Annotated in this window: 27 protein-coding genes and 1 tRNA gene; 12 read left to right on the top strand and 16 right to left on the bottom strand. The window is 67.3% G+C overall.

Features of this window, described 5'->3' with window-relative positions; all coding sequences use genetic code 11:
* Positions 1-26: 26 nt before the first annotated feature.
* Positions 27-692, bottom strand: a complete 666-nt coding sequence (locus GL279_RS06505) for a GntR family transcriptional regulator (protein ID WP_343039727.1) — start codon at positions 690-692, stop codon at positions 27-29.
* Positions 693-1,048: 356 nt separating this feature from the next.
* Here GL279_RS06505 and GL279_RS06510 point away from each other — a divergent pair, with 356 nt between their 5' ends.
* The 4 genes from GL279_RS06510 to GL279_RS06525 all read left to right on the top strand — a co-directional run bounded on the left by GL279_RS06510 (position 1,049) and on the right by GL279_RS06525 (position 4,620).
* A complete protein-coding gene (locus GL279_RS06510; protein ID WP_155063816.1) occupies positions 1,049-2,239 on the top strand; it encodes an MFS transporter in 1,191 nt (396 codons plus the stop codon).
* 61 nt (positions 2,240-2,300) lie between these two features.
* Positions 2,301-2,780, top strand: a complete 480-nt coding sequence (locus tag GL279_RS06515) for an ureidoglycolate lyase (RefSeq protein WP_155063817.1) — start codon at positions 2,301-2,303, stop codon at positions 2,778-2,780.
* Positions 2,777-3,394, top strand: a complete 618-nt coding sequence (locus GL279_RS06520) for a ribonuclease HII (RefSeq protein ID WP_155063818.1) — start codon at positions 2,777-2,779, stop codon at positions 3,392-3,394. The genes GL279_RS06515 and GL279_RS06520 overlap by 4 nt, the downstream gene beginning before the upstream one ends.
* 101 nt (positions 3,395-3,495) lie before the next feature.
* Positions 3,496-4,620 (top strand): site-specific DNA-methyltransferase, encoded by a 1,125-nt coding sequence (locus GL279_RS06525; RefSeq protein WP_155063819.1) that lies wholly within the window; start codon positions 3,496-3,498, stop codon positions 4,618-4,620.
* Positions 4,621-4,733: 113 nt separating this feature from the next.
* Here GL279_RS06525 and GL279_RS06530 read toward each other — a convergent pair whose 3' ends face one another.
* Together GL279_RS06530 and GL279_RS06535 are read right to left on the bottom strand one after the other, a co-directional pair.
* Positions 4,734-5,870, bottom strand: a complete 1,137-nt coding sequence (locus tag GL279_RS06530) for an alkane 1-monooxygenase (protein ID WP_155063820.1) — start codon at positions 5,868-5,870, stop codon at positions 4,734-4,736.
* A gap of 8 nt (positions 5,871-5,878) precedes the next feature.
* A complete protein-coding gene (locus GL279_RS06535; protein ID WP_155063821.1) occupies positions 5,879-6,949 on the bottom strand; it encodes an A/G-specific adenine glycosylase in 1,071 nt (356 codons plus the stop codon).
* Positions 6,950-7,026: 77 nt separating this feature from the next.
* On the opposite strand from GL279_RS06535, the gene GL279_RS06540 reads away from it, so the two are divergent.
* From GL279_RS06540 to GL279_RS06550, 3 genes are read left to right on the top strand one after another with little or no spacing between them, the layout of a single operon-like run.
* Positions 7,027-7,602: a DUF721 domain-containing protein gene (locus tag GL279_RS06540; protein WP_246175200.1), complete on the top strand. Its 576-nt coding sequence runs from the start codon at positions 7,027-7,029 to the stop codon at positions 7,600-7,602.
* The gene (locus tag GL279_RS06545; RefSeq protein WP_155063822.1) at positions 7,599-8,291 is read left to right on the top strand and encodes a DsbA family protein; all 693 of its coding nucleotides are present in this window, start codon (positions 7,599-7,601) and stop codon (positions 8,289-8,291) included. The genes GL279_RS06540 and GL279_RS06545 overlap by 4 nt, the downstream gene beginning before the upstream one ends.
* Entirely contained in the window at positions 8,288-9,415 is a 1,128-nt protein-coding gene (locus GL279_RS06550) for a CaiB/BaiF CoA transferase family protein (protein ID WP_343039728.1), read from the top strand. Before GL279_RS06545 ends, GL279_RS06550 begins: the two co-directional genes overlap by 4 nt.
* Positions 9,416-9,489: 74 nt before the next feature.
* On the opposite strand, the gene lpxK is transcribed toward GL279_RS06550, so the two are convergent.
* The 5 genes from lpxK to lysM form a co-directional block, all read right to left on the bottom strand.
* Positions 9,490-10,479, bottom strand: a complete 990-nt coding sequence (gene lpxK / locus GL279_RS06555) for a tetraacyldisaccharide 4'-kinase (protein ID WP_155063824.1) — start codon at positions 10,477-10,479, stop codon at positions 9,490-9,492.
* Positions 10,476-11,711 (bottom strand): 3-deoxy-D-manno-octulosonic acid transferase, encoded by a 1,236-nt coding sequence (locus tag GL279_RS06560; RefSeq protein ID WP_155063825.1) that lies wholly within the window; start codon positions 11,709-11,711, stop codon positions 10,476-10,478. The genes lpxK and GL279_RS06560 overlap by 4 nt, the downstream gene beginning before the upstream one ends.
* A 6-nt stretch (positions 11,712-11,717) precedes the next feature.
* Positions 11,718-11,963 (bottom strand): DUF4170 domain-containing protein, encoded by a 246-nt coding sequence (locus tag GL279_RS06565; RefSeq protein ID WP_155063826.1) that lies wholly within the window; start codon positions 11,961-11,963, stop codon positions 11,718-11,720.
* Between the two features lie 299 nt (positions 11,964-12,262).
* Positions 12,263-14,149 carry an acyl-CoA synthetase gene (locus GL279_RS06570; protein WP_155063827.1) on the bottom strand — a complete coding sequence of 629 codons (1,887 nt, stop codon included), beginning with the start codon at positions 14,147-14,149 and terminating at the stop codon, positions 12,263-12,265.
* A 124-nt stretch (positions 14,150-14,273) separates the two neighbouring features.
* Positions 14,274-14,783: a peptidoglycan-binding protein LysM gene (gene lysM, locus GL279_RS06575; protein ID WP_155063828.1), complete on the bottom strand. Its 510-nt coding sequence runs from the start codon at positions 14,781-14,783 to the stop codon at positions 14,274-14,276.
* A 146-nt stretch (positions 14,784-14,929) separates the two neighbouring features.
* Between lysM and GL279_RS06580 the strand changes: the two genes are divergently transcribed.
* The gene (locus tag GL279_RS06580) at positions 14,930-15,514 is read left to right on the top strand and encodes a CAP domain-containing protein (RefSeq protein ID WP_155063829.1); all 585 of its coding nucleotides are present in this window, start codon (positions 14,930-14,932) and stop codon (positions 15,512-15,514) included.
* On the opposite strand, the gene GL279_RS06585 is transcribed toward GL279_RS06580, so the two are convergent.
* Genes GL279_RS06585 through tsaD form a run of 5 tightly spaced genes read right to left on the bottom strand, consistent with a single transcriptional unit; the run spans position 15,492 to position 20,031 of the window.
* A complete protein-coding gene (locus GL279_RS06585; RefSeq protein ID WP_155063830.1) occupies positions 15,492-17,276 on the bottom strand; it encodes an ABC transporter transmembrane domain-containing protein in 1,785 nt (594 codons plus the stop codon). The two genes, GL279_RS06580 and GL279_RS06585, sit on opposite strands and share 23 nt — an antisense overlap.
* A 60-nt stretch (positions 17,277-17,336) precedes the next feature.
* The gene (locus tag GL279_RS06590) at positions 17,337-17,762 is read right to left on the bottom strand and encodes an EVE domain-containing protein (protein WP_155063845.1); all 426 of its coding nucleotides are present in this window, start codon (positions 17,760-17,762) and stop codon (positions 17,337-17,339) included.
* Complete coding sequence (locus GL279_RS06595; protein WP_155063831.1) at positions 17,762-18,034, bottom strand: YciI family protein; 273 nt, start codon at positions 18,032-18,034, stop codon at positions 17,762-17,764. The genes GL279_RS06590 and GL279_RS06595 overlap by 1 nt, the downstream gene beginning before the upstream one ends.
* Positions 18,035-18,970, bottom strand: coding sequence for an NAD(P)H-dependent glycerol-3-phosphate dehydrogenase (locus GL279_RS06600; protein ID WP_155063832.1), 936 nt, complete (start codon positions 18,968-18,970; stop codon positions 18,035-18,037).
* Positions 18,967-20,031, bottom strand: a complete 1,065-nt coding sequence (gene tsaD / locus GL279_RS06605; RefSeq protein WP_155063833.1) for a tRNA (adenosine(37)-N6)-threonylcarbamoyltransferase complex transferase subunit TsaD — start codon at positions 20,029-20,031, stop codon at positions 18,967-18,969. Before tsaD ends, GL279_RS06600 begins: the two co-directional genes overlap by 4 nt.
* A gap of 69 nt (positions 20,032-20,100) precedes the next feature.
* Between tsaD and GL279_RS06610 the strand changes: the two genes are divergently transcribed.
* The 4 genes from GL279_RS06610 to GL279_RS06625 all read left to right on the top strand — a co-directional run bounded on the left by GL279_RS06610 (position 20,101) and on the right by GL279_RS06625 (position 24,243).
* A complete protein-coding gene (locus tag GL279_RS06610; RefSeq protein WP_155063834.1) occupies positions 20,101-20,763 on the top strand; it encodes a uroporphyrinogen-III synthase in 663 nt (220 codons plus the stop codon).
* Between the two features lie 131 nt (positions 20,764-20,894).
* A complete protein-coding gene (locus GL279_RS06615; protein WP_246175202.1) occupies positions 20,895-22,304 on the top strand; it encodes a COG4223 family protein in 1,410 nt (469 codons plus the stop codon).
* 9 nt (positions 22,305-22,313) lie between these two features.
* Positions 22,314-24,116: a heme biosynthesis HemY N-terminal domain-containing protein gene (locus GL279_RS06620; RefSeq protein WP_155063835.1), complete on the top strand. Its 1,803-nt coding sequence runs from the start codon at positions 22,314-22,316 to the stop codon at positions 24,114-24,116.
* A 51-nt stretch (positions 24,117-24,167) separates the two neighbouring features.
* A tRNA-Thr gene (locus GL279_RS06625) sits at positions 24,168-24,243 on the top strand.
* A 304-nt stretch (positions 24,244-24,547) separates the two neighbouring features.
* Here GL279_RS06625 and GL279_RS19565 read toward each other — a convergent pair.
* The 3 genes from GL279_RS19565 to GL279_RS06635 all read right to left on the bottom strand — a co-directional run bounded on the left by GL279_RS19565 (position 24,548) and on the right by GL279_RS06635 (position 25,915).
* Positions 24,548-24,670: a hypothetical protein gene (locus tag GL279_RS19565; protein WP_281348959.1), complete on the bottom strand. Its 123-nt coding sequence runs from the start codon at positions 24,668-24,670 to the stop codon at positions 24,548-24,550.
* 159 nt (positions 24,671-24,829) lie between these two features.
* On the bottom strand, positions 24,830-25,387 hold the full coding sequence (locus GL279_RS06630) for a DNA-binding protein (RefSeq protein ID WP_170293930.1): 558 nt from the start codon (positions 25,385-25,387) through the stop codon (positions 24,830-24,832).
* Between the two features lie 360 nt (positions 25,388-25,747).
* Positions 25,748-25,915 carry a hypothetical protein gene (locus GL279_RS06635; RefSeq protein ID WP_155063837.1) on the bottom strand — a complete coding sequence of 56 codons (168 nt, stop codon included), beginning with the start codon at positions 25,913-25,915 and terminating at the stop codon, positions 25,748-25,750.
* Between the last annotated feature and the right edge of the window lie 258 nt (positions 25,916-26,173).

The following is a 26,173-nucleotide window of genomic DNA, read 5'->3' on the forward strand; positions in this document are numbered from 1 at the left end:
CCTGATCAACTTGGCGCCAAAGGCCGTTACATCTCGGCTTCCAGACGGTGCTCTGGTGGGAAATAGCGCCGCGACAGCGAAACCGGCATGTTGTTGAGCCATTCCAGCCGCTCCAGCCGCAGCACCGGCTGGCCTTCGGGGATCGCCAGCGCCGGGGCGATGAAGCGGATATCGGCCACGGCCACCCCGATCGACAGGCTGGCGCGGTTCAGCGGCACATGGCCCAGAAGCCATTCGCAGGCGCTCATTTCGGCCAGAACATCGGCATTCATGCCGGGGGCGGCAAAGCTGTTGGTCCAGCGCTCTTCGCAGCAATAGGGCGCGCCGTTGGCCAGAAACAGTGCCCGGTTGAACAACAGCGGCTCTCCGCTGCGCAGCAGCATGGCCTGCGCCACCTCTTGCGGCGGTTCGACTTCGGTGCAGGAGAGCAGGCGATAGCCATAGCTGTGCCCGGCTGCCTCAAGCTCGCGGCGCAGCAGGCTGCGCACCAGCTGCACACGCGGATGCGCCGCGACACGGGTGCCGACCTTGCGCCGCCGCTCGATCACGCCGGTTTCGGCAAGGGCCTGCATGGCGCGGTTTACGGTGGCCCGGGCGCAGCCGAGTTCGGTTGCCAGCGTGCTTTCGGTGGGGATCAGTTCGCCTTCGCGCCAGATGCCGTTCTGGATGCGGTCCAAAACGACGTCTTGCACGGCCTGCCACGTCATGTTCTTGCGGCGGGCCGAAAGGGCCGCGCCGGCGGAGCTTAGGGGAAATGCGGAAGATTCGAACATGGATGAAATGCCTGGGTGACTGGGGAGCGCCTCGTCCGGAATTGCGGGGAATGTGACATCGGAAGACCGCCAAAGGCGCGAAGACATTCGCGCGCAGCTTCCAGAACAATTTAAACTTTATAGTTTAGTTTCTGCGATTGTCCGAACGTGAGGTCAAGTCCAAACGAACATGACGGCGTTCTTTCCTCTGCACGAGTCCGTGTGCGAGTTGACAATCAAGGCACTGGGGAAGAATGTCCCGGCGGCCCTGCGCAAGGGGTCTGGAGGGGTGGGACATGTCGCAGGCGACAACGGCACGGGGTCAGGCCCCGGTGACGACGGCATGGCTGGTGCTGGTGGGCATCAGCCTTTGCCACATGATCAACGATGTCATGCAGTCGATGCTGGCGGCGATCTATCCGCTGCTGCGGCAGGAATTCGCGCTGTCCTATTGGCAGATCGGGTTGATGACCTTTGCCTTTCAGGTCACGGCCTCGTTGCTGCAGCCGGTGGTCGGGGCGGTGACGGACAAAAAGCCGATGCCGATGTCGCTGGCCATCGGCATGGGATCGACCTTTTTCGGCGTGCTGCTTTTGGCTTTGGCGCATGAATATTGGGTGCTGCTGTCGGGAGCCATGCTGATCGGCGTCGGCTCGTCGGTGTTTCATCCCGAAAGCTCGCGCGTGGCGCGGGTGGCCTCGGGCGGGCGGTTCGGCACGGCGCAATCGCTGTTCCAGCTGGGCGGCAATTTCGGCACGGCGCTGGGGCCGCTGCTGGCGGCCTTTGTGGTGGTGCCGCTGGGCCGGCCCTCGATTGCAATCTTTTCGGCGGCGGCGCTTTTGGGGTCGGCGGTGCTGTGGCGCATCGGCGCCTGGGCCGAAGGGCGGCGCAAGGCGGGCACGGCGCGTCCGGTGCGGTCGCTGAACTTGTCGCGTGGCCGGGTGGCCACAGCCATCGTCGTGCTGGCCATGCTGACATTCACCAAGAATATCTACACCGCCAGCATCTCGAGCTATTACACCTTTTTTCTGATCGACAAGTTCCAACTGAGCACGCAGCAGGCGCAGCTGATGCTGTTCCTGTTTCTGGGCGGCATGGCTGGTGGTGTGATGTTGGGCGGGTTGATCGGCGATCGGGTCGGGCCGCTGAAGGTGATCTGGTTCTCGATCCTGGGCATCCTGCCCTTTACGCTGGCGCTGCCCTATGCGGGGCTTGCCACCACCGGCGTGCTGACGGTGGTGATCGGGCTGATCCTGGCCTCGGCCTTTCCGGCCATCGTGGTCTTTGCGCAAGAGCTGGTGCCGGGGCGGACCGGGCTGATCGCCGGGATCTTTTTCGGCTTTGCCTTTGGCATGGGTGGGATTGCCGCTGCCGTGCTGGGGGTGGTGGCGGATGCCCGGGGCATCGCCTTTGTCTACAAGATCTGTTCGTTCCTGCCGCTGATGGGGCTGCTGACGGTATTCCTGCCACGGATGGAACGGGCCTGAGCGCCGCGCCGGGGGCTGTCTGCCCCCGGACCCCCGAGGATATTTGGACACGAAAGAAACCATGGACATGATCAGGATCCGGCCATTGACGGCCGAGGAATTCGCGCCCTTTGGCGAGGTGCTGGTGGCGCGGGCGGTGCCCAGCAAGATGATCAATGCCGGCCGCTGCGAGCGGCACCATGCCTTGGCCACGGTCGAGCGGTCCGGCGGCGAGGCGATCCTGTCGCTGTTTCGGTCCGAGCCGGTAAGCCTGCCCTATGAATGTGCGCTGCTGGAACGGCACCCGCTGGGCTCGCAGGCCTTTGTGCCCTTGGGGCCTGATCCGTGGATGTCGATCGTGGCACCGGATGAGGGTGGCAAGCCGGGCGCGCCTTTGGCGTTTCTGGTGCCGGCCGGGGTGGGGGTCAATCTGCATGCGGGCACATGGCATGGGGTGCTGACGCCGTTGGACCGCGCCGCCGATTTTCTGGTGGTGGATCGCGAGGGCGCGGGCCTAAATCTGGAAGAGGTGGTCATCGCACCGGTGATCGTCACCGCATGACCGGGCCGGACTATAGTCTGGAGGCTGCGGCGCTGGGTGCTGGCGCGCATCATGTGGCGGGCGTTGATGAGGTCGGGCGTGGCCCGCTGGCGGGGCCGGTGACCGCAGCGGCGGTGATCCTGGACGCGAGCTGCATCCCCGAGGGCCTGAACGATTCCAAGAAACTGACCGCGCGCCGACGGGCCGCCTTGGCCGAACTGGTCATGTCGCGCTGCGACTGGGCCGTCGGCCATGCCAGCGTCGATGAAATCGATGCGCTGAACATCCTGCGCGCCTCGCATCTGGCGATGTGCCGGGCGTTGGACGGGCTGCGCCAGAGGCCCTGTCTGGCGCTGGTCGATGGCAACATGTTGCCACGCGAGCTGCCGATGCCCGGTCAGGCCGTGGTCGGCGGCGATGCGCGCAGCCTGTCGATCGCTGCCGCCTCGATCCTTGCCAAGAATTTTCGTGACGCGATCATGGTGGATTTGGCGCAACAGCACCCCGGCTATGGCTGGGAAGTGAATGCGGGCTACCCGACTCCGGCGCATAAAAAGGCGCTGCTTGACTTGGGCGTGACCCCACATCATCGGCGCAGCTTTGCGCCCGTCCACAACATCTTGTGTAAAGGTTAATTCTCAAGAGGTTGATTCAAAAAAGAATTTGACGGCGAATCGGGTCTGAATCATCATTGGGGCAACAAATCGGCGATGAACGGCCGAAACCCGAGGCAGTGATGACACGACTAGACAGCAAAACCCGCGCTGCGGCGCGACCCCTTCCTTTGAACCAGATCCTTGCCGGCGATTGCGTCGAGATGATGAACGCGCTGCCCGAAAACAGCGTCGATCTGATCTTTGCCGATCCGCCCTACAATCTGCAATTGAAGGGCGAGCTGCACCGGCCCGACAACAGCCGTGTCGATGCGGTCGATGATCATTGGGACCAGTTTTCGGGCTTTGCCGCCTATGACCAGTTCACCCGCGCCTGGATGGCCGCTGCGCGCCGCATCCTGAAGCCGGACGGGGCGATCTGGGTCATCGGCAGCTATCACAACATCTTTCGCGTCGGTGCCGAACTGCAGAACCAGGGGTTCTGGATCCTGAACGACGTGGTCTGGCGCAAGGCCAATCCGATGCCGAATTTCCGCGGCAAGCGGCTGACCAACGCGCATGAGACGATGATCTGGGCCAGCAAGTCCGAGGGCGCGAAATACACCTTCAACTACGAGGCGCTGAAATCGCTGAACGAAGGTGTGCAAATGCGTTCCGACTGGGTGCTGCCGATCTGCACCGGCGGCGAGCGGCTGAAGGATGCCGAGGGCGCCAAGGCACATCCGACGCAAAAGCCTGAATCGCTGCTGCATCGCATCCTGATCGGCTCGACTAATCCGGGCGATGTGGTGCTGGACCCGTTCTTTGGCACCGGCACCACCGGAGCCGTGGCCAAGATGCTGGGTCGCAATTTCATCGGCATCGAGCGCGAGGAGGCCTATCGCGAGGTCGCCGAAAAGCGGCTGGCCCGCGTGCGCCGGCTGGACAGCGACGCCATTGCCACGACCAAGGCCAAGCGCGCCGAGCCGCGCGTGCCCTTTGGGCAGGTGGTCGAACGCGGCATGCTGCGCCCGGGCGAAGAGCTGTATTCGATGAACAGCCGTCACAAGGCCAAGGTCCGTGCCGATGGCAGCCTGATCGGCAATGACGTCAAGGGCTCGATCCATCAGGTTGGTGCCGCGCTGGAAGGCGCGCCCAGCTGCAACGGCTGGACCTATTGGCACTTCCGCCGCGAGGGCAAGATGATCCCGATCGACATCCTGCGCCAGCAGATCCGCGCCGAGATGGACGACACCCGGCCGCATTGAGCGGCGGCCCATCCCACGATTTTCCAAGTTCGCCAAGCCCTGCAGCCGCAAGCTCTGGTGCGGACGGGGCCGCCTAGCCCCGCTCGGTTCTGCCGGGCGGGGCCTTTTACTGGCTAAAGCGCGTTGCGCGGCATCGGCAGCTCGCCCCGGTTATAGGGCTGCCAGTCGGTGATCTCGGGGTAGAACTGCCGCCGCCACGCCCGCACACGCGGGTTCATCCGCCGCCGCCACAGCGGGGGCACCATGGCAAGGAAGGTCATTGCCGGATAGCCCAGCGGCAGCTGCGGCGCCTCGTCCGGTGCATAGGTTTGCAGCAGCGGAAAGCGGCGGTCGGGCTTGTAATGGTGATCCGAATGGCGTTGCAGGTTGATCAGCAGCCAGTTCGTTGCCGTATGCGAGGCGTTCCAGCTGTGCCGGGGCAGCACATGTTCATAGCGGCCATCGCCCAGATGCTTGCGGGTCAGGCCGTAATGTTCGACGTAATTGGTCAACTCAAGCTGCCAGATTGCGACAAAGGCCTGCCAGACGAACAGCCCAAGGCCCCACCAGCCGCCCAAGACCAGTGCCAGCGCCAGCATCGCCAGTTGCAGCGCGGCGTAGCGCCAGAACGGGTTGCGCCGATCCAGCGCTGGGCGGCGGGCGCGGGCCAGCTTGCGCACCTCGGCTTGCCACGCGCTGGCAGGACATTCGCGCAGCACGCGCAGGAAATAGCGAAAGAACCCCTCGTTATAGCGGGCCGAGACCGCGTCGCGCGGCGTCGCCACCCATGAATGGTGCACCAACAGATGCTCGGTGCGGAAATGCGAATAAAGCGTCGAGGCCAGCAGCAGATCGCCCAGCCAGCGCTCCAGCGGGTTATTCTGGTGCAGCAGTTCATGGGCATAGACGATGCCGATGGTGCCCGAGGCGACGCCGATGCCAAAGAACAGCCCGACGCTTTCCCAGCCGCCAAGGCCGCCGCGCGTCACCCACCAGATGCCGCCAAAGATCATCGCCGCCTGCAACGGGAACCACAGGATGGTGATGGCGCGATACCAGAACAGTTGCGCTTCGGGCGTTTCGGTGTCGGGGTTTTCCTCGTTCAGGCCCAGAAGGCGGTCCAGCACCGTCATCAGATACCAAGCATAGGCCGGCATCAGCAGGAACCACCAGCCGCCAAGACGCGCCGCGATCAGCGCCAGCGGCACCATGCCAAGTGAAAGCCAGAAGGGCAGCGCGTCGATCAGGCGCGAACGGAATGGAGTCTGCATAGTTGCAACTATGGCGTGTTGGTTGACGGCTTGCCAGCATGACGCATCGTCGCAGGGCTTGCTGTTTCAGGGCGGGCGAGGCTCCATGCCTTGCGCATCAATCCCGGCAGGGCGGTGGGGCGGAAATCATCCAGCGCCACCAGCGTGCCGCGTTCGGCATTGCCGGTCAAGCGCCCCTGCATCACCGCCAGATCCAGCGCGAAATGGGTAAAGACATGGCGCACGATGCCGATTTCCTGCCAATCCGCCGGGGCGGGGGCCGCCAGCGCGCTGCCATCCCAGCCGGTCGAGGGGAAGGCCAGCGTGCCGCCCAGCAGCCCCTTATCCGGCCGCGTTTCGACCAGCACGCGACCGGCATCGAAGCCGATCCAGACCGTGCCCTGACGCAGGGGCTTCGGCTTTTTCGCGGCCTTGCGCGGCAGATCGGCGGCGATGCCGCTGGCGCGAGCCTCGCAATGGGCCATGACCGGGCAGATGCCACAGGCCGGGCTGCGCGGGGTGCAGATGGTGGCGCCCAGGTCCATCATCGCCTGCGCATGATCTCCGGGGCGCTGAGGCGGCGTCAGGCGGGCCGCCAGCGCGGTCAGTTCGGGCTTGGCGGCGGGCAGCGGCGTTTCGACGGCGAACAGCCGCGCCGCCACGCGCTCGACATTGCCATCGACCACCGTCTCTGGCTGGTCGAAGGCGATGGCGGCGATGGCGGCAGAGGTATAGGGGCCGATGCCGGGCAGGGCGGCCAACCCTTCGCGCGTGGCGGGAAAGCCGCCCAGATCGGCCACGGCGCGGGCGCAGGCCAGAAGGTTGCGGGCGCGGGCATAATAGCCAAGCCCCGCCCATTCGGCCATGACCTGCGCATCCTCGGCGCCGGCCAGATCCTGAACGGTTGGCCATAGCAGGGTGAACCGCTCGAAATAGGCTTTCACCGCCGCCACGGTGGTCTGTTGCAGCATCACCTCGGACAGCCAGACGCGATAGGGATCGGCGCCCGTGCCGCCGGGCGGCACCCGCCACGGCAGGACGCGGGCATGGCGGTCATACCAGACCAGCAATTCGGCTGATATCACCAAAGGGTCACGCATATTTCAGTCTCTCCGCTCTGGCATCCGGGCGCGGTCCGGTCCAGACTGCGCGGCAACGTTAACCATATGGTCGCGGCATGGCCCAGAAGAAAGCCGATACACCGCCGCGCCGCCGGATGCGCGGCTTCGAGGCGGCCGCCAGTCTGGTGGCGCACCGGGTGCGGACGGTGGGCGAAAGCCGGGGCTTTGCCGTGGCGCGGCTGCTGACGCATTGGCATGAGGTCGTCGGCCCCGAGCTTGCCGCCCATACCCGCCCGGTCAAGATCAGCCATGGCAAGGGTTTTGGCGCGACGCTGGTGCTGCTGGTTCCGGGTGCGCGCGCGCCGCTGATCACCATGCAGCTGGAACAGATCCGCGCCAAGGTGAATGCCTGCTACGGCTTCAACGCGGTGTCGCGCATCACCCTGACCCAGACCGCGCCGACGGGATTTGCCGAAGGCGGCGGCTTTCGCGGGCAATTGGCACAGGGCTTTGCCGAAGGGCAGACCCCTTTTGCCACCCGCAAAAAGGCTGAACCCGATCCGGGAAAGATGGCGCAGGCTGAGCGCATCGCCGAAAGTTTCACTGATCCCCAGCTATCGGCCGCTATGCGGCAGATGGCGTTGAACATCCTGTCCCGCCGGGACGCCAACGACCGAAAGGCCCATTCATGACCCTGTTCCGCCGCTCCGTGATCGCAGCCGTGGCTGCCGCGATGACCGTCGCCGCGCCTGCCTTTGCGCAGGACGCGAAGCCGGCCGAGACGACCCCGGCACCCGCCCAAGCGCAGGCTCAGGCCGCTGCCGACCAGATGCCCGAAGGCAAGGTGCTGGCCGATATCGTGCTGGGCAAGGCCGAGGCGCCGCTGACCATCGTCGAATATGCCAGCTTCACCTGCCCGCATTGCGCCGCCTTCCATGCCGAGAACCTGCCCAAGCTGAAGGCGGAATACATCGACACCGGCAAGGTCAAGTTCATCCAGCGTGACGTCTATTTTGACGCGGTGGGCCTGTGGGCCGGCATTCTGGCCCGCTGCGGCGGCGACGACAAATATTACGCCGTCTCGGACATGCTGTTTGACGAGCAAAAGACCTGGCTGGACGCCAAGACCGGCGACGAGATCGCGGCCAACCTGCGCAAGATCGGCGCCAAGGCCGGCATGACCACCGAGCAGATGGACGCCTGCTGGGCCGACAAGCAGAAGGTCGCCGATCTGGTCACCACCTTCCAGAAGAACGCCACCGCCGACAATGTCGAGGGCACGCCCAGCTTTGTCATCGGCGGCGAAAAGGTCCAGAACCAGCCTTGGGACGACATGAAAAAGATCATCGACGCCAAGCTGGCCGCCGCCGGCGCCAAGTGATGACACCGCTTGCGGGTCTGAAGGTCGTCGAACTGGCCCGCATCCTGGCCGGCCCCTGGGCCGGTCAGATCCTTGCCGATCTGGGCGCCTCGGTCACCAAGGTCGAGGCCCCCGAGGGCGATGACACCCGCCGCTGGGGCCCGCCCTTCATCGAGCGCGAGGGCGATCGCTCGGCCGCCTATTTCCACGCTGCGAACCGGGGCAAGGATTCGGTTCTGGCCGATTTCCGCAACCCCGAGGATCGGGCCCGCCTGCGCGAGCTGATCCGTGATGCCGATGTGGTGATCGAGAATTTCAAGGTTGGTGGGCTGGCGAAATACGGGCTGGATTATGCCAGCCTTGCCGCGCTGAACCCGCGACTGGTCTATTGCAGCATCACCGGCTTTGGTCAGGACGGGCCCTATGCGCATCGTGCGGGCTATGACTATATCATTCAGGGCATGTCCGGCCTGATGAGCGTGACGGGCGCGCCCGAGGGCCAGCCGCAAAAGGTGGGCGTGGCCGTGGTTGATGTGTTCACCGGCGTCTATGCGGTCGTGGGCATCCTTGCGGCGTTGCAGCAGCGTCAGCAGACCGGGTGCGGCCAGCAGGTCGACATGGCGCTGTTCGATGTCGCCACCGCTGTCATGGCCAATCAGGCGATGAACTATCTGGCCACCGGAGAGGCGCCGCAGCGGCTGGGCAATGCCCATCCCAATCTGGTGCCCTATGCGGTCTTCGACTGCGCCGATGGCTGGATCATCATCGCCACCGGCAATGATGCGCAATATCGCCGGTTGTGCGAGGTGCTGGGCCTGCCGGGGCTGGCGCTGGCACCGGCCTATGCCAGCAATGCCGATCGCATCGCCAATCGTGAGGCGCTGAGCGCCGCGATCTCGGCGGTGACGCGGGGCTGGGCGCGTGACGCGCTGCTGGCGGCGCTGGAGGTGCAGGGCGTGCCGGCGGGGCCGATCAATGACATGGCCGATGTCTTTGCCGATCCGCAGATCATCGCGCGCGGCATGCAGATCGCGCCCGAGGGCATCCCCGGCGTCCGTCTGCCGATCCGGTTTTCAGGGGCCGAACTGGCGCTGGAGCGCGCCTCGCCCCGACTGGGGTCGGGGGGCGCTGCCCCCCACGCCTGAGTGCCCCCGATGGGGGCCCGCAGGCGCTCCCCCCGGGATATTTTTGCACGAAAGAAGCGGGTGGGGTGCGGGGATCAGAGTCCCAGCGCCTGCAGCCGTTCGTCCAGCGGCGCGGGGTTTTCCAGTTCCAGCCGGACCGGCAGCGCCAGCACCTTGGGGCGGAAGCTGCGCGGCAGGCGGGCTGCGTCCTTTTCGGTGGTGACGAGTTGGGCGCCCAGAAGCCGTGCCTCGGTTTCCATCCGGGTCAGCAGGGCCGGGGTGAAGGGCTGGTGATCCTGCAGCGGCTCGGCGCGGGCGATCTCGGCCCCGAGGCTGCGCAGGGTGGCAAAGAATTTGTCGGGATGGCCGATGCCGGCAAAGGCCAGCACCCGCAGCCCCTGCCAGTCCATGCCGGTCTGCAGCGGTTGCAGGGTGCCGCGCAGATGCGGCAGGGTCAGCCGTCCGTCCCAGCGGGCGGAGAATCGCGCCTGCGCCTCGGCATCGCCGATCGACAGCAGCAGGTCGGCGCGCGCCAGCCCGCGATCCACCGGCTCGCGCAGCGGCCCGGCCGGGATGCACAGGCCATTGCCGAAGCCCTTGGCGGCATCGACCACCACCAGCGACAGATCATGTGCCAGACGCGGATCCTGAAAGCCGTCGTCCAAAAGGATCGCCTGCGCGCCATCGGCGATGGCGGCGCGGGCGCCCTCCCGCCGGTCATCGGCGACCCAGACCGGCGCGAAGGCCGCCATCAGCAGCGGCTCGTCGCCGACGCGGGCGGCGGTATGGCGGGCTTCGTCGACGCGGAGCGGGCCCTTTTCGCTGCCGCCATAGCCGCGCGAGACGATCTGCACCGCCACGCCGCGCGCCATCAGTTTTTGCGCCAGCATGATCGTGCTGGGCGTCTTGCCGGTGCCGCCGGCGTTGATATTGCCGATGCAGATCACCGGGACATCCAGCCGGGCGCGGCTGCCATGCGCCAGCCTGCGCGCCGAGCCGCGCGCATAGAGCGCGCCCAAAGGCGCCAGCAGGCGCGCGGTCAGGCCCGGGGGTTGGAACCAGAATTCGGGGGTGCGACGGCTCATTCCACGTTCTCCATCGCGTCGATCACGGTATCGGAGATGCGGCGCAATACCGCCGCGCCGCCGGTGCTGACCGCCCAGGCGTTGCTGGCCAGCTGCGCCGCCTGATCGGCGGCAGAAAGATCGGCCACGGCGCGGGTCAGCGCCTCGCCCCCGGTGACCAGACGGGCGGCGCCGGCCCCGTCGAGCTGCACCCATTCCGCCGCATGCGGACCGGGGCGGGGGCCGTGGATGATCGCCGATCCCAGTGCCGCCGGCTCAAACGGGTGACGCGGCGCAAGGCCGGCACCGGGCAGCAGCGTGCCGCCCATGAAGCAGACCGGGGCGAGCCGATACCACAGGCCCATCTCGTCGGTGTCCTCGACGATCAGCACATGGTCATCGGCCTCTGGGTCCTCGTCCTCGGAGCGTAGCACGGCGGCAAGGCCCAGCGTTTCCAGCTCGGACTGGATTTCTGGGATCATGGCGGCGGGCAGGCCGGCGAGGATCAGCAGCGCGCGGTGATTGTGGTGCAGGGTCGCGGCATGGGCGGCCAGTGCCGCCTTGGCCTCGGGCAGGGTCGGGGTCGCTGCCAGCCAGACATGGCGGCCGCGCAGGATATGCGCGACAGCGGCGCGCTCGGCCTCGTTGGCAGAGAGCGGCGGCAGGATCCCGGCCACCGGGCCGGTGACCTCGATGCGTTCGGGCGGCGCGCCCAGCTGTCGGGCGGCGGCGGCGGCGGTCGGGTCGGGGGCCAGCACATGGCGGATGCGGGTCATCAGGCTGCTGTTGATCAGCCCGCGCCAGGTGCCGGCGCGATCATACGAGACCAGACGCGCCTCGGCCAGGATCACCGGGCGCTGCGCCTCGGCCATGCCGGTGATCAGCGCCGCCGGCAACTGGTCGCCCAGCAGCAGCAGCGCCCGTGGATTGAGATGGTCAATCACGTCCTGCACAAGGATCGGATCGCGCGGCAGGCCCAGATGGATGGCGCGCAGTTCGGGCGTCAGCAGGCCCTCGGGCGCGGGGGCGCCGGTAAAGGCAAAGCGCAGGCCGGGGCGGCGCGACAGCATCGCCTTGATCAGCCCGGCCAGAGGTGGCGGGTCGTCGGCGCGTTCCGACAGATGCACCAGCACCAGCGGCCCCTCGCCGGGGGGCGGTTCGGCCAGGTCTCCGACCGTCTGCGCCAGCGCGGCGCGGCGGCGCAGATGCAGCCACAGCGCCAGCGCGGCGGTTTTCGATCCGGCCGGTGCCATGCGGGCTTAGTTGCCCAGTTCCTCGGTCGGGCTGGCGGCCATTTCCTCGTCGCGCAGCCGGAGCAGATGGGCGATGAAATACCGGGTATGGGCACTGTCGACCGTGCGCTGTGCCTCGGCCTTCCATGCGGAAAAGGCGCTGGCGTAATCGGGGAAGATGCCGACGATATGGATGTTGGCGGTGTCGCGGAATTCGGTCCGGGTCGGGTCCACGAGTTCGCCGCCGAACACCAGGTGAAGGCGTTGCGCCATGCTGCTCTCCTGCAATGCTATTTCGGCGCGACCCTAGCCGAGCCGGTGCGGCGAACCAAGCGCATTTGCCGCGTTCTTGCATCAAATCGCGGATGCTTGGCGTTTGCCGCCGGCCTGCCCGCAGTCTAAGCAGAAGGGGCCGGGACAAGGCGGCGGGCGATGCGCCCGAACGTGGTGGTAAGGGTGTATCGGTTCGACCGGGCAGGGCGCGACGGCGGCTTGCCCAGATGCCTTGTCGCTGTCGCGGGCGGCCCTGTTGCGGGCTGCCCGCCCTTTCCGCAGCGGTCCGGTTCAGGCGGTCAGGACCAGATCCAGGGCAGGGTGAACTGGCCCAGACAGGATTGGACCGCCGCGTCATCCACCACGCCATTGCGCATCAGCACGGCGGTCAGGCCGCGCTTGCGGTCGTCGATCACCTCGGCGACCGAGACCGGCAGACCGGCCGCCGCCAGCGCATGATCATACACGCGCCGGATGGCGAGCTTGCGCAGATCGGGCTTGAAGATCTTGCCCACCGCCGTCTTGGGCAGTTCGGCGAGGATCTCGATATGCTTGGGGATGGCGGCGCGTTCGTGGACATGGGTGCGGGCGTGCTCCAGCAGCGCCTCGGCGGTGACATTGCTGCCCGCGACCAGCTCGACATAGGCGCAGGGCAGTTCGCCGGCAAAGCTGTCAGGCTGGCCGATGGCGCCGGCAAAGGCGACGGCGGGATGGGCCAGCAGCGCGTCCTCGATCACCGCCGGGTCGATATTGTGGCCGCCGCGGATGATCAGATCCTTGGCCCGGCCGGTGATCCACAGATAGCCATCCGCATCGACCCGGCCCAGATCGCCGGTGCGCAGAAAGCGGCCTTCTGCGAACAGGTCGCGGTTCTTGTCGGCCTCGGTATAGGTCGAGCCCTCATAGACGCCGGGCGAGGCGATGCAGATTTCGCCGACCTCGTCGCAGGCACATTCCTGAAAGCCGCTGCCGGTGCGTTTGAGGATGCGCACATGCGTATAGGGCAGGGGAATGCCCACCGAGCCGGTCTTTTTCAGCCCCTCGATCGGGTTGCAGGATACGAGGCAGGTGGCCTCGGTCAGGCCGTAGCCCTCGGCGATCTCGACGCCGGTGGTGGACTTGAAGCGGTTGTAAAGCTCGATCGGCAGCGGTGCCGAGCCCGAGATGGCGATGCGCAGCGACGACACGTCGGCATCCAGCGGGCGCTGCATCAACGCGGCGATCGCGGTCGGCACGGTGATCAGGAAGCTGGCCTGCCAGCGTTCGATCAGCTTCCAGAAATTGTCGAACACCCCCTCGCCGCGATAGCCGGCCGGGGTCGGCATCACCAGCTGCGCCCCCGAGGCCAGACAGGACATCAGCACCGGATAGGCGGCAAAGACGTGGAACATCGGCAGCGGGCACATCAGCACGTCCTGCGCCGTGAACAGCATGCTCGCGCCCAGCCAGCCGTTGTAGATCATGCCCGATTGCTTGTGCTGGGCGACCTTGGGCGTGCCGGTGGTGCCGCCGGTGTGGAAATAGGCCGAGACGCGGTCGCCTTCGGGTTCGTCGAAGGTCAGCCGGTTGTGGCGGTGGCCGCTGGCCGCGGCCTCGAAGTCTAGATATTTCGCCTGATTTTGCGTCTCGATCCGGGGCCGCAGAAAGGGAATGGCCAGCCGTTTCAGCCCCGACAGATAGGGGCGCAGGTCAACTTCGAGCACGGTTTTGACATTGGGGGCCAGCGCCACGGCAGCGGCGGCCTTTTGCGCCACGTCCGATTTCGGGAACGGCTTCAGCGTCACCAGAATGCGGGCGCCGGTTTCGCGCAGGATGCCGGCGATCTGCTCGGCGTCCAGCAGCGGGTTGATCGGGTTCACAATCCCGGCGGTCGCCCCCGCCAACAGAACGATGGGCGCCTCGATGCAATTGGGCAGCAGATAGGCCACGACATCGGTCGGGCCGATGCCGAGATTGCGCAGCAGATTGGCGGTTTCAGTGACGCGCTCGTGCAGCTCGTTCCAGTTCAGCGTCACCGCCTTGGAGCGCGGGTCCGAGAGCAGCTGAAAGCTGATCGCCGGGCGCGTTGGATGGCGTTCGCGCGTGCGGCTGAGCATCCGGTAGACCGTGGCCGGCAGATCGCGCTGCGCATAGGGCATTTCCGCTTCGACCGCGTCTCGGTCGGCGATGGTTGCAAACCTGGCCATGATCCGTCCTCCCACATGCTTGCCGACCGCCACTTCGGCAGTCGGCAGCATGGGCCAGAAAACAGGTCCGGGGCAAGATCGCGATCTGCCCGCGGAACCAGCAAAGAGCTGTCAGCGCTGCATATCAGCCTTGCGCAATACGCAAGGTCTGGCCGGGATAGATCTTGTCGGGATGCGACAGCATCGGCCGGTTCGCCTCGAAGATCTCGCGATAGCGGTTGGCGTCGCCCAGATATTGCTTGGCGATGGCCGAGAGCGTCTCGCCCTTTTTCACGGTATGGAACAGCGGCGGCTTGGCCGGGGCGGCCGTGCCGGGATCGTCGGCCAGCTCGACGCGGGCGATGCCCTTGATGTTGCCGACCGCAAGGATCAGCTTTTCCAGCGTCTCCTGATCGCGGGCCTTGCCCTTGATGACGACGGTATCGCCGCCGCGCAGGGTCAGGTGCACGTCATTCGCGGTCAGCCCCAGCTGCGCCAGCTCGGCCTTGAGCGCGGCGACCTTGCGGTCGGTTTCGGCATCGCTGGCCGCGCCTGCGGCGGGCGCCGGAGCTGCAGCCTTGGGGGCCTCTTCGGCCTTGGCCTCGCCCCCGAAGATCGACTTGCCTGCGTCCTTCACGAAGTCCCAGATCGCCATCGCCAACTCCTTTAAGCTTTGGTTTCAATGACAAACGCTATCCGCCGGTCCGGGTTCCCTGCTGCCCGGCGTTTTGCATTGGTCATGCCTGCCTGCAATGCTACGCTGGCGGGCAGTCGGGCGAAAACCCTTTTCTCAGGGTCGGGATGAAGAAACATATTGCGCAGGGCCCGGCGATCCGGGCGGTCATTTGCGGCATCGCCTGTGCGGGGCTGGCGGCTTGTGCCGCGCCGACGGCGGGTGTGGTCAGCCATCACCCCGACGGTTATCCCGATGTGCAGGCCAGCGCACCGGGCCCCGCGACCTGCCCTGCCACCACGCCGGCCGAGGCCGAAGCGGCCGTCCGGGCCACCAATGCCGCGCGGGCGGCGCGCGGTCTGGCGCCCGTCGTGCCCGATGCCCGGCTGTCGGCTGCGGCGGCCGCACATGCCTGCGACATGGCGCGGCGCGGTTTGATGAGCCATGGCGGCAGCGCGACCTCGGGGCCTTCGCAACGGGTCAAGGCGCGTGGCTATGCGCCGCGCATCACCGCCGAAAACATCGCCGCCGGGCCCTTTGGCCAAGACAGGGTGCTGGCCGAGTGGAACGGCTCGGCCGGGCATCTGGCCAATATCCTGATCCCGCAGCTGCGCGATGTCGGTATCGGCCGGGCCATCGGCACCGACGGCCGCACCGTGTTCTGGGCGGCCGTCTATGCGGCGCCGGGCGTCACGAAGCCAGGCTCTCGGTGAATTGCAGCCGCGCCAGCCGGGCGTAAAGGCCGCCCTGCGTCACCAGCTCGTCATGGCGGCCCTGCGCCACGATGCGGCCATGGTCAAAGACTACGATGCGGTCGGCCTTTTTCACCGTCGCCAGCCGGTGCGCGACGATGATCGTGGTGCGGGTGCGGGTCAGCTCGTCCACCGCCGCCTGCACCAGCCGTTCGGATTCGGCGTCCAGCGCGCTGGTCGCCTCGTCCAGAAGCAGGATCGGCGCATCGCGCAGGATGGCGCGGGCGATGGCGATGCGCTGTTTCTGCCCGCCTGACAGCATCACGCCGCGTTCGCCGACATAGCTGTCGTAACCTTCGGGCAGGGCGGACAGGAATTCATCGGCATGCGCGGCGCGGGCGGCAGCCTCGACCTCGGCATCGCTGGCACCGGGGCGGCCAAAGCGGATGTTTTCGCGCGCCGTGGTGGCAAAGATCACCGGGTCCTGCGGCACCAGCGCGATGGCCTGCCGGAAATCGGCCCGGGCCATGCGGCGCAGATCCATGCCGTCGATGCTGACCGTGCCCGAGGCCGGATCCCAGAATCGCAGCAGCAATTGCACCACCGTGGTCTTGCCCGCGCCCGAGGGGCCGACCAGTGCCACGGTCTCGCCGGGCTGGATGTCCAGCGTGACGCCCTCAAGGGCGGAAACCTCGGGGCGCGAGGGGTAATGGAAGCTGACGTTGCGGAACCCGATCCGGCCTTGGACAGGGCGCGGCAGCGGCAGAGGATCGACCGGATCGGTCAGCGTGTCCTCGGCGCTCAGCAGTTCGGTCAGGCGCTCGGTCGCGCCGGCGGCGCGCTGCAATTCGCCCCAGATCTCGGAGAGCGCGCCGACCGCGCCGGCGACCAGAACGGCATAGATTACGAACTGGACCAGCTGACCCATGCTCATCACATCGGCCCGCACGTCGCGCGCGCCGACCCAGAGCACGCCCAGCACGCCCGAGAAGATCAGAAAGATCACGATCACCGTCATCACCGTGCGCGTCCGCACCCGGCTGAGCGCCGAATCGAAAGAGCGCTCGGTAACTTCGCGAAAGCGGGCGCGGGTCGGGCCCTCATGGGTGAAGGCCTGCACCGTCTGCGCCGACAGCAGGCTTTCCGAGGCCGCGCCCGAACTTTGCGCGATCCAGTCCTGATTTTCGCGCGACAGCACCCGCAGCCGCCGGCCCAGCACGATGATCGGCACCACGACCAGCGGCACCAGAAGCAGCACCAGACCCGAAAGCTTGGCCGAGGTCCAGAGCAGCATCCCCATGCCGCCGATCAGGATCAGGAAGTTGCGCAGCGCAATCGACACCGACGAGCCGATCACCGACTGGATCAGCGTGGTGTCGGTGGTGATGCGGCTGATGATCTCGCCGGTCAGCACGCGTTCGTAGAAGGCCGGACTCAGTGTGATCACACGGTCAAAGACCGCCTCGCGGATATCGGCGACGACACGCTCTCCCAGTCGCGTCACCAGATAATACCGCATGCCGGTGCCAAGGGCGAGCAGCGCCACGATGGCGACCGCCGCCCCGAAATACTGGTCCAGCAGCCGTGCCCCGGCGTCGAACCCGTCGACCACGCGGCGCACCGCCAGGGGCAGCACCAGACTGATGCCGGCGGTCACCACCAGCGCCACCAGCGCCGAGGCCAAGAGCCCGCGATAGGGCCGGATAAAGGGCCACAGCGCCCGCAACGCGCCGATGCGTTTCGTCGTGGGCCGATCGGCGATGATTTTGGGGCTGCGTGCCATGTCGTCTTCCCTTGGGAGTCTGCCTGAGGGGCGGCGCCCGCCGGGCGCGCGCGGATGTTGCTATAGCGGCAGGGTGCCGCCGGCCATTTCAAGGATCGCGTCCCATTCGGCATCCGAAACCGGCTGCACCGACAGGCGCGAATTGTTGACCAGAATCATGTCCCTGAGCCGGGGTTCGGCCTTGGCCTCGTCCAGCGTGACCGGGCGTACCACGCGGGCGACGGCCTTCAGGTCCACACATTCCCATTTCGGATCGTCGGCCGTGGTGTCGGGATGGGCCAGCGCCACCACCTCGCAGATGCCGACGACCTCCTTGCCGATGTTCGAATGGTAAAAGAACCCGCGCTCGCCCAGCTTCATGGCCCGCATGTTGTTGCGGGCCTGATAGTTGCGCACGCCGTCCCATTGCTCACCGGTCTCGCCCTTGGCGATCAGGTCGTCAAAGCTGAAGACATCGGGCTCGGACTTGAACAGCCAATGCGCCATCAGCCGATGACCTTGCGCCATTCGACGATCTCGACCGAGGCAAAGACGCCTGCCTCGGCATAGGGGTCGTAACCGGCCCAGTCCGACACTTCGGCAAGGCTCTCGCCCTCGACGATCAGCAACGAGCCGCAGGGCTTGTCGTTCTCGATGAAGGGGCCGGCGACCAGCACGCCGGCGCGGCGGCCCAGATGGTCCAGATGCCGCTCGCGCACGGCAAGGCGGGTTTCCAACATGCCGGGGGCATCGCGGCAGATCACGGCGAAATAGGGCATTCATTCCTCCTTCAGGGGACGGTTCAGCAAGATGTCCAGCGCATGTTTCATGGCGACGCGACCCTCGGCAAGCCCGGCCACCAGTTGGGAAATCGGCAGTTCGATCCCCAGTTTCGGGGCCAGCGCCGCGACGGCGCGGGCGGTCGCGGCGCCTTCCACCGTGGTTCCGGCGGCAAAGTCGCGCCCCGCACCCAAGGCGAGGCCATAGCGGAAATTGCGCGACTGTTCCGAGGTGCAGGTCAGCACCAGATCGCCCAGACCCGAAAGCCCCGCCAGCGTTTCGGGCCGGGCGCCAAGGGCTGCGGCCAGCCGCGTCATCTCGGCAAAGCCGCGCGTCACCACGCTGGCGCGAGCGCTGTCGCCATAGCCCGCGCCGATGGCGGCCCCGGCAGCGATGGCGATGACGTTCTTCAGCGCGCCGCCCAGTTCCGCCCCGGTCACGTCGGTGGTGCGGTAAAGCCGCAGCGAGGCGGTCGAAAGCTGCGCCTGCAAGGTCTCGGCCTTGTCGGGATCGGCGCAGGCCAGCGTCAGGGCGGTCGGCAGGCCGCGTGCGATATCGGCGGCAAAGCTGGGCCCGGTCAGCACCGCCACCGTCGCCGCCGGACAAGCCGCAGCGATCAGCGCCGAGGGGCCCTGCAGCGTCGACAGGTCGATCCCCTTGGCGCAACTGACCAGATTGCGGCCGTCGAAAAACTGCGCCTGTTCGGCCAGAAACCCGCCCAGCACCTGCGCCGGCAGCGCCAGCAGCACGGTCTCGGCGGCGCAATCCTCGATCCGGTCGGTCAGGCGCAGGGCAGGGGGCAGGTCGATGCCGGGCAGGCGCGGATTCTCGCTCCAGCCGATGTCGCGGCCCCACAGCGTGACCGGGCCCTTGCTGGCCAGCACCACCGCCAATGCCGTGCCAAAGGCACCGGCGCCGATCACCGCGACGCTCATGCCTTGGCCCCCCGCTTGCCCGCGCCCAGCATCGGCGCCGCGCGCTGGTCCAGCGGCCAGCGCGGGCGGGCGGCAAGGTCCATGCCGTCGCGCTGGCCGGCGCGGAACGCCTCGATCCCGGCCCAGGCGATCATGGCGCCATTGTCGGTACAAAGCCGCAGCGGCGGGGCGACGAAGCGCGCGCCGGCGGTCTCGGCCACGCGCAAAAGTGCGGCGCGCAATTCCTGATTGGCGGCGACCCCGCCCGCCACCGCCAGAAGCGGCGCGCCGGTCTGTTCCAGCGCGCGGCGGGTCTTTTCCGCCAGCACATCGGCCACCGCCGCCTGAAAGCCCGCGCAGATGTCGCTGCGGTCCTGTTCATGCAGCCCGCCCTGTTCGGCGACCAACTGGTCGCGCTGGCGCAGCACGGCGGTTTTCAATCCCGAAAAGCTCATGTCGCAGCCGGGCCGGTCCAGAAGCGGCCGGGGAAAGCCAAAGCGGCGCGGATCGCCCGAACGCGCCGCCACCTCGACCGAAGGGCCGCCGGGTTGCGGCAGGCCCAAAAGCTTGGCCACCTTGTCAAAGGCCTCGCCCGGTGCGTCGTCGATGGTGCCGCCAAGCCGGGTGAAGCATTGCGGCCCCTCGACCCACAGGAACTGGCAATGCCCGCCCGAAACCAGCAGCATCAGATAGGGATAGGCCACGGCATCGGTCAGGCGCGGGGTCAGCGCATGGCCGGCCAGATGGTTGACGCCGACCAGCGGCAGGCCCGATCCGGCCGCCAGCCCCTTGGCCAGCATGACCCCGGCCAGCACGCCGCCGATCAGCCCCGGCCCGGCGGTCACGGCGATGCCGTTCAGATCGGCCAGCCCCAGCCCGGCCTGCTCCAACGCCTGCTCGACACACAGATCCAGCTTTTCGGCATGGGCGCGGGCGGCGATTTCCGGCACGACGCCGCCGAAATCGGCATGCAGCGCCGTCTGGCCCGCGACGACCGAGGCAAGGATGGTGCCGTCGCCGCGCACCACGGCGGCGGCGGTGTCGTCGCAGCTGCTCTCGATGCCCAGAAAGATCGGTTCCATGCTCGTCCTTGTCCGCGATGGCCCTGTGGCCTAGGCATGTTCCACTAGCACCCAAGTGGGCCGAATGCCATGCCGCCGACCATCCTGCTGACCCGCCCCGAGGCCGCCTCGCGACGTTTTGCCGCAAGGCTGGCGCCGCTGGGCCTGCCGGTGGTGATCTCGCCCATCCTGTGCATCCTGCCGCTGCCGCATGACCGGGCGGCGGTGGCGCAGGCGCGGGGGCTGGTCTTTACCTCGGCGCATGGCGTGGCCGCCGCCGGTCCGGGGCAGGGGCGGCCGGCGATCTGCGTCGGTCCGGCGACTGCGCGCGATGCCCGTCAGGCCGGCTATGAGGTGACCGAGGGGCCGGGTGATGCGCTGGGGATGCTGCCCCTGCTGCGGGATCTGGGGCCGGGCTGGCTGCATGTCCATGGCGCCCATGTCGCGCGTGAACTGCCGTTGCCCGGCATCGCCGTCTATGACCAGCAGGCCCAGCCGCTAAGCCGTGCCGCGCAGGACCTGCTGACCGGTGCCGGGGCGGTGATCCTGCCGCTGTTTTCGCCGCGTTCCGCCCGCCTGTTGGCCGAAGCGGCGGCGGGGGGGCGCGCGCCCTTGTGGCTGGCGCCGATCAGCCCGGCAGCCGCTGCGGCATGGTCGGGGCCGCTTGCGCGGCAGGTTGTGGCGCAAAGCCCCGATGCCGCAGGGGTTGCGTGCGCGGTCGAAAGCCTGCTGGCTGCGGAACAAACCCGCTGAGGGTGGGTTGAGACGCCGCGAGGCGCCGACTAGAGTGATGCCGAAGGCAAATCCGGCCGTAAGGCGAACCGGGGCGTCACCCACTCCCCGAGCATGTGGTCAAGAGGCTGAAAATTACGGGGAATTTCAGAGTGACAGAGCAAGACAAGACATCCAGCCAAGACCCTGCCACCCCTGCAGCCGATGCGAAACGCCAGCCTGTTGCCGGCGCCGCGATCGAAAGCCGGGCGACCGGGGCGGGTGATGCGACCAAGCCTCAGGACGGTTCGGCCAAACCGGTGATCGACTCGACGTTGGTCGGCAGCCCCGATCCGGCCCGCCCGGCTGCGGCCAAGAAGCCCGCCGGCGATGCCGCAGCGGCCAAGCCCGCCACGGTCAAACCCGGCGACAGCGCCGCCGCCAAGGCCGAAGGCCCGGCCGCGAAACCCGCCGTCACCCACGCTGCCACGCCCTCGGCGGCCCCGGTCAGCAGCATCCCGGTCAGCACGCGCGCCTCTGCGCAGCCCGCGCCGCGCCGCGTCGGCTTTTTCCCGACCTTCCTTGGCGGCGTGGTCGCAGCCGGGCTGGGTGCCGCCGCCTGCTATTGGGTGATCCCGCATCTGCCCGCCGCATGGCAGCCGGTGGTCCCCGAGGCCGCACTCTCGGACTCGCAGCTTGATGCCGCGCGTCAGGCCGGCGTCGATGCTGCCCGCGCCGAGTTCCAGACCCAGGCCGATGCGCTGGCCACCCGCGCGGCCGAGGCCGGCACCGATGCCGCGCGTCAGGTTCTGGCCGATGCCACGCCGGGCGCCGCCTCGGCTACGGGCGATCTGCCGGCCGATCTGGCCGACAAGCTTGCGGCGCTGGAACGCAATGTCGCTGATCTGGGCAGCCGCTTGGGCCAGCAGGCCCCGGCGGGCATCCCGCAATCGGCGCTGGATGCGCTGGCAAGCCGGGTCGAACAGCAGCAGAGCCGGCTGGACGAGCTGGCGGCACGGCCCGCCGTTGATCCGGCCACCGCCGCGCAGGTCCAGACCCTTGCACAGCAGGCCGAACAATTGCAGCAATCGACCGAAGCCGCCAATCGGCGCGCGCAGGCCGCCGCTGCCGCCTCGGCCCTGATCGCAGCCATCGAGAACGGCGCGCCGCGCGATCAGGCGCTGGCCGAATTGCAGGCTTCGGGCGTCGAAGTGCCCGCGGTGCTGACCGCAGATGTGCCCCGCATCGCCGAATTGCGCTCCGAGTTTCCCGCCGCTGCCCGTGCCGGACTGAAGGCCGCCCGCGATTCCGCCAGTGGCGAAGGTACGATGAGCGCTCTGGGCAATTTCCTGCGCGTGCAGACCGGGGCGCGCTCGGTCGAGCCGCGCGAGGGCTCGGACCCCGATGCGGTGCTGTCGCGCGCCAATGCGGCAGTCGAAAGCGGCGATATTGCCGGGGCTCTGGCCGAAATCGGCGCTCTGCCGCAGCCGGCGCAAGAGGCCATGGCGCAATGGGTTGGCCGGGCCAAGACCTGGACGGATGCCAATGCCGCGCTGGCCGCATTGGCCGCAGGCGGGCGCTAGGGGGTCATCATGCTGCTTTCCGCATTGAAGATACTGATTTTCTTTGCCGTCGTTCTGGCGGTCACCTTGGGCGCGGTGCATTTGTCCGAACAGGGCCATGCCCTGCGGCTGGTCTATGGCGGCGTCGAATATTCGCTGGGCCCGGTGCAGGCGCTGATCGGCCTGGTCGTGCTGCTGTTTCTGGGCTGGCTGCTGTTCAAGCTGCTGGGCTTTGGCGTGGCCTTCCTGCGTTTCCTGCTGGGCGATGAAACCGCGATCAACCGCTATTTCGCCCGCTCGCGCGAGCGCAAGGGCTATGAGGCACTGTCCGAAGGTATGCTGGCCGTCGCCTCGGGCGAGGGGCGGTTGGCACTGGACAAGGCGGCGCGCGCGGCCAAGTTTCTGAACCAGCCGCATGTTACCGATCTGCTGGCCGCACAGGCGGCCGAGGTCGCCGGCGACAGCCAGCGCGCGGCCGAGGTCTATCGCCGTCTGCTGGGCGACGACCGCACCCGCTTTGTCGGCGTGCGCGGCCTGATGCGGCAGAAACTGGATGAGGGCGATACCGCCACCGCGCTGAAACTGGCGCAAAAGGCCTATGCGCTGAAGCCGCGCAATGCCGACGTTCAGGACACGCTGCTGCAACTGCAGACCCGCGAGGGTGACTGGAAGGGCGCGCGCGCGGTTCTGAAGGACAAGCGCAAGCAGGGGCTGTTGCCGCAGGACGTGCATATCCGCCGCGATGCGGTGCTGGCGCTGAAAGAGGCCTCGGACGTGCTGGCCGAGGGCAATTCGATCAGCGCCCGCGAGGCCGCGATCTCGGCCAGCCGCGCCAGCCCCGACCTGATTCCGGCCGCCGTGCTGGCCGCCCGCAGCTACATCGCCCAGAACGATCTGCGCAATGCCACTCGCGTGCTGCAAAAGACCTGGAGCGTGCGGCCCCATCCTGCCATCGCCGCGACCTTTGCCGACATCGTGCCGGACGAAACCCCGGCCGCGCGGCTGCGCCGGTTCGAGGATCTGATCCGCAAGAACCCCGACAACGAGGAAACCAAGCTGCTGCAGGCCGAACTGCTGCTGGCAGCCGAGGATTTCCCCGGCGCCCGGCGCGCCTTGGGCGATCTGGCGATCAAGCACCCGACCGTGCGCTCGCTGTCGATCCTTGCCGCCGTCGAACGCGGCGAGGGCGCCGATGATGCCGTGGTGCGCGGCACTCTGGCGCGGGCGATGACGGCCAGCCGCGGCCCGCAATGGGTCTGCGACAAGTGCCACAACATCATGGCCGACTGGAGCCCGACCTGCGACAGCTGCGGCGGTTTCGACACGTTGACATGGCGCGAACCCGAAGGGGCCAGCGGCGGCGTCGTTCCCAATGGCATCGAGTTGCTGCCCCTGCTCGTCGGCGGCAAGGCCAATGGCGCGGCCCATCCGGTGCCGGCGACGGTCCCGGCCCAGCCTGTGCCGCAAGCCGCGCCTCAGCCCGCACCCGAGCCGGTGCGCAAGCCGGCGGCAAGCCCCGGCATGGTCGATGACGCCGAAGAGGAGGTGCCGCCCGCGCCCAAGGCCGAGCCCGCAAAGCCGGCCCGACAAGAGGTGGCGCATGTCGCCCCCGGCATGGTGCCGCGCGAATCGGATTATCGCAGCGTCAACGAGCCGGCGATGACCGTGACCGACCCCGAGCCCGAGCCGGTCCGTACCGCCGCGCCCAAGCCCGCTGAGCCTGCGCCCGAGCGTGCGGCCAGCCGCACCTCGGCGCTTGATGGCGACGTGCTGCCGGTGCGCCCGGATGTCGAGCCGCCCGAAGAAAGTGCCTCGATCGCGAAAAATCGCTGACACCCCTTTTCGCCCGCGCCGGAACCTGCTATCCGGCGCGGCATCAGAAGTGCCGGTGTAGCTCAGCTGGTAGAGCACGTCATTCGTAATGATGGGGTCGGGGGTTCGAGTCCCTTCACCGGCACCAGTTATCCAACTGGTTTTCCTGCGAAAAAGGCCGTCCCTTTGGGGCGGCCTTTTTGCTTCTGGTATGCGTGGAACCGTGGTGGAACCGCATCCCGTTATGAATGTTGCGGCGGGCCAGCTTCCGGACAATGACGCTCTAGCTTCCGGACGGGAAAATATCTGTGGCGGCGGGCCAGCTTTGGCGGAATGATGGACTAGCTTTGGCGGAAAAAAATTTTGTCGGCAGTGTTGGGATCCCCATCCAATGCGTTCAATCCTGACACCGCGAAATCGATAAAAGGGGCCATTGAAGGCCCCTTCAAGGATTACGCCGGCGGTGCTGACAGATACGACCGCAGCGGCTGGCCGTCGTAATCAAGGTGGGCCTCGCTGTCGGTCGGGTGCAGCGCCTCACGCCAGCCGTTGGCATAGCCGTAGGGGTAGACCAAGCGAGCGCCCCGGCGACGGGCCTGCGCCGTTATCGCCCTTGAGCCGCTTCGTCATGCCCCAGCGGGTCGCCGGTACTCCCGAAACTTGATGGACTTCGGTCAATTTGGCGGCTTCGCCAGCCGTAAACCATTTGCAGGCATCCCCATTTTCCGCCGCCATCAATGCCCCTTTATCAGTTTGAGCTTGACCAGCATTTTGGCGGCGTCCTCTACATCGGGCAACGGAACGTGCTCCGGCAGATGGTCGGGCAGCGCGCGCCATGCTTTCGCCAGATCGCCTTCCTGCCGGATCAGCCGCATCAGGGGCAGCACCCAAGCGGGCGTGGCGTTCTCGGCCAGCACCTCGGGCGCGGGCGGCGTGGGCAGGGTGAACAGGGCATCGGTTTCGGCCTCGAGCTCGGGCAGGTCGAGGATGCGGGCGATCAGAGCGTCAAAGGCCCGCGCGGGCAGGCTGGACACATGGAACAGCACCCGGCGGCCCTTGGCGGCGCGCCGGGTCCAGCCCTCGCGGCTGGCCTTCTGGGCGATGGCACTGCGGGATGCTGGCAGGCCGGGCAAGCGCAGGTCGGCAAGCTGACCCGCATCGTGCCATTCCGGGAAAGCGGCCCGGTCGCGGACGATCCGCAGCAAGAGCGCCTCGAACCACGCGAGACGCCGTTGCATATACGCCCATTCGTCGGCGGGCACCGACACCGTGAGGTCAAGACGATCTGCCATCTTCATCCCCCAAAGCTCGAAAAACCCGTGTCAGCAATTCACCCAGCAGCGCCGAATTCCTGACAGTCGATAGGTCTAGCGCAGCCGCAGCGGGCGGCCGGGACTTTTCGACACAGGTTGTCGTTTTTGGCGAAGAATTGGGCTCTCGCCACCTGATTGCGCGGTCCAGAATGCTGCGGTGAAACACCCTTGGAGCCCTTCCCTTTGATGCAGGCTGGCACAGGCTCGGATCATCAACAATTCCATGTTTGTTAAGGAAATATTGCATCCCCCGCCTTGTGTGTGGAATGCCCAAGATGTTCTCTGCCTCTGCTAGCCGCGCCAGTTCGGATATGCTCATCCAGTCTTTTTGCAACCCTGTCATGCCGAAGCCCTCCCGCCGTCAGGCTCTGCCAGCAGGCGATCCACAACCCGGCGCACGGTCGCCTCGGCCAGATTGGTATCCCGCGCCACGGCTTCCAGATCAGCGCCGCGCAGCTTGTCTGCCGCTTCGCTCGTCGCGACCTTGGCGCGCAGATCATGTTCCATGCCGGGGCGATAAATCGGCGGCGTAACCCAGCCCTCGGATGGTCCGGAACGGGTCGATAGCTGGTCAAGCCTCGCTTCCAGCCCCTTCATATGGTCGCGGATATACCCGCGAACCTCTTGCAGGTCCTCGATGTTGAACGGCTTGCAATAAGGACCCCGCTTCTGGGGTGATCGGCGTCCAAAAGGGACCCCACCGACCGGGGGTTGGGTCCATTGTGCCTTCGATGATTATCGGAGGCCGAGCACGGGATGCTGATC

This window comes from Paracoccus limosus, from assembly GCF_009711185.1.
Classification (GTDB): Bacteria; Pseudomonadota; Alphaproteobacteria; order Rhodobacterales; family Rhodobacteraceae; genus Paracoccus; species Paracoccus limosus.

Coding starts and splice junctions, on each gene's coding strand:
- GL279_RS06530 (WP_155063820.1), bottom strand. CDS start 5,870: ATGCAGACTCCATTCCGTTCGCGCCTGATCGACGCGCTGCCCTTCTGG.
- GL279_RS06635 (WP_155063837.1), bottom strand. CDS start 25,915: ATGGAACATGATCTGCGCGCCAAGGTCGCGACGAGCGAAGCGGCAGAC.
- GL279_RS06620 (WP_155063835.1), top strand. CDS start 22,314: ATGCTGCTTTCCGCATTGAAGATACTGATTTTCTTTGCCGTCGTTCTG.
- GL279_RS06580 (WP_155063829.1), top strand. CDS start 14,930: ATGAAGAAACATATTGCGCAGGGCCCGGCGATCCGGGCGGTCATTTGC.
- GL279_RS06510 (WP_155063816.1), top strand. CDS start 1,049: ATGTCGCAGGCGACAACGGCACGGGGTCAGGCCCCGGTGACGACGGCA.
- GL279_RS06520 (WP_155063818.1), top strand. CDS start 2,777: ATGACCGGGCCGGACTATAGTCTGGAGGCTGCGGCGCTGGGTGCTGGC.
- lpxK (WP_155063824.1), bottom strand. CDS start 10,479: ATGAGCCGTCGCACCCCCGAATTCTGGTTCCAACCCCCGGGCCTGACC.
- GL279_RS06560 (WP_155063825.1), bottom strand. CDS start 11,711: ATGGCACCGGCCGGATCGAAAACCGCCGCGCTGGCGCTGTGGCTGCAT.
- GL279_RS06565 (WP_155063826.1), bottom strand. CDS start 11,963: ATGGCGCAACGCCTTCACCTGGTGTTCGGCGGCGAACTCGTGGACCCG.
- GL279_RS06610 (WP_155063834.1), top strand. CDS start 20,101: ATGCCGCCGACCATCCTGCTGACCCGCCCCGAGGCCGCCTCGCGACGT.
- GL279_RS06570 (WP_155063827.1), bottom strand. CDS start 14,149: ATGGCCAGGTTTGCAACCATCGCCGACCGAGACGCGGTCGAAGCGGAA.
- GL279_RS06525 (WP_155063819.1), top strand. CDS start 3,496: ATGACACGACTAGACAGCAAAACCCGCGCTGCGGCGCGACCCCTTCCT.
- GL279_RS06515 (WP_155063817.1), top strand. CDS start 2,301: ATGGACATGATCAGGATCCGGCCATTGACGGCCGAGGAATTCGCGCCC.
- GL279_RS06600 (WP_155063832.1), bottom strand. CDS start 18,970: ATGAGCGTCGCGGTGATCGGCGCCGGTGCCTTTGGCACGGCATTGGCG.
- GL279_RS06585 (WP_155063830.1), bottom strand. CDS start 17,276: ATGGCACGCAGCCCCAAAATCATCGCCGATCGGCCCACGACGAAACGC.
- GL279_RS06590 (WP_155063845.1), bottom strand. CDS start 17,762: ATGGCGCATTGGCTGTTCAAGTCCGAGCCCGATGTCTTCAGCTTTGAC.
- GL279_RS06540 (WP_246175200.1), top strand. CDS start 7,027: ATGGCCCAGAAGAAAGCCGATACACCGCCGCGCCGCCGGATGCGCGGC.
- lysM (WP_155063828.1), bottom strand. CDS start 14,783: ATGGCGATCTGGGACTTCGTGAAGGACGCAGGCAAGTCGATCTTCGGG.
- GL279_RS06595 (WP_155063831.1), bottom strand. CDS start 18,034: ATGCCCTATTTCGCCGTGATCTGCCGCGATGCCCCCGGCATGTTGGAA.
- GL279_RS06630 (WP_170293930.1), bottom strand. CDS start 25,387: ATGGCAGATCGTCTTGACCTCACGGTGTCGGTGCCCGCCGACGAATGG.
- GL279_RS06535 (WP_155063821.1), bottom strand. CDS start 6,949: ATGCGTGACCCTTTGGTGATATCAGCCGAATTGCTGGTCTGGTATGAC.
- GL279_RS06545 (WP_155063822.1), top strand. CDS start 7,599: ATGACCCTGTTCCGCCGCTCCGTGATCGCAGCCGTGGCTGCCGCGATG.
- tsaD (WP_155063833.1), bottom strand. CDS start 20,031: ATGGAACCGATCTTTCTGGGCATCGAGAGCAGCTGCGACGACACCGCC.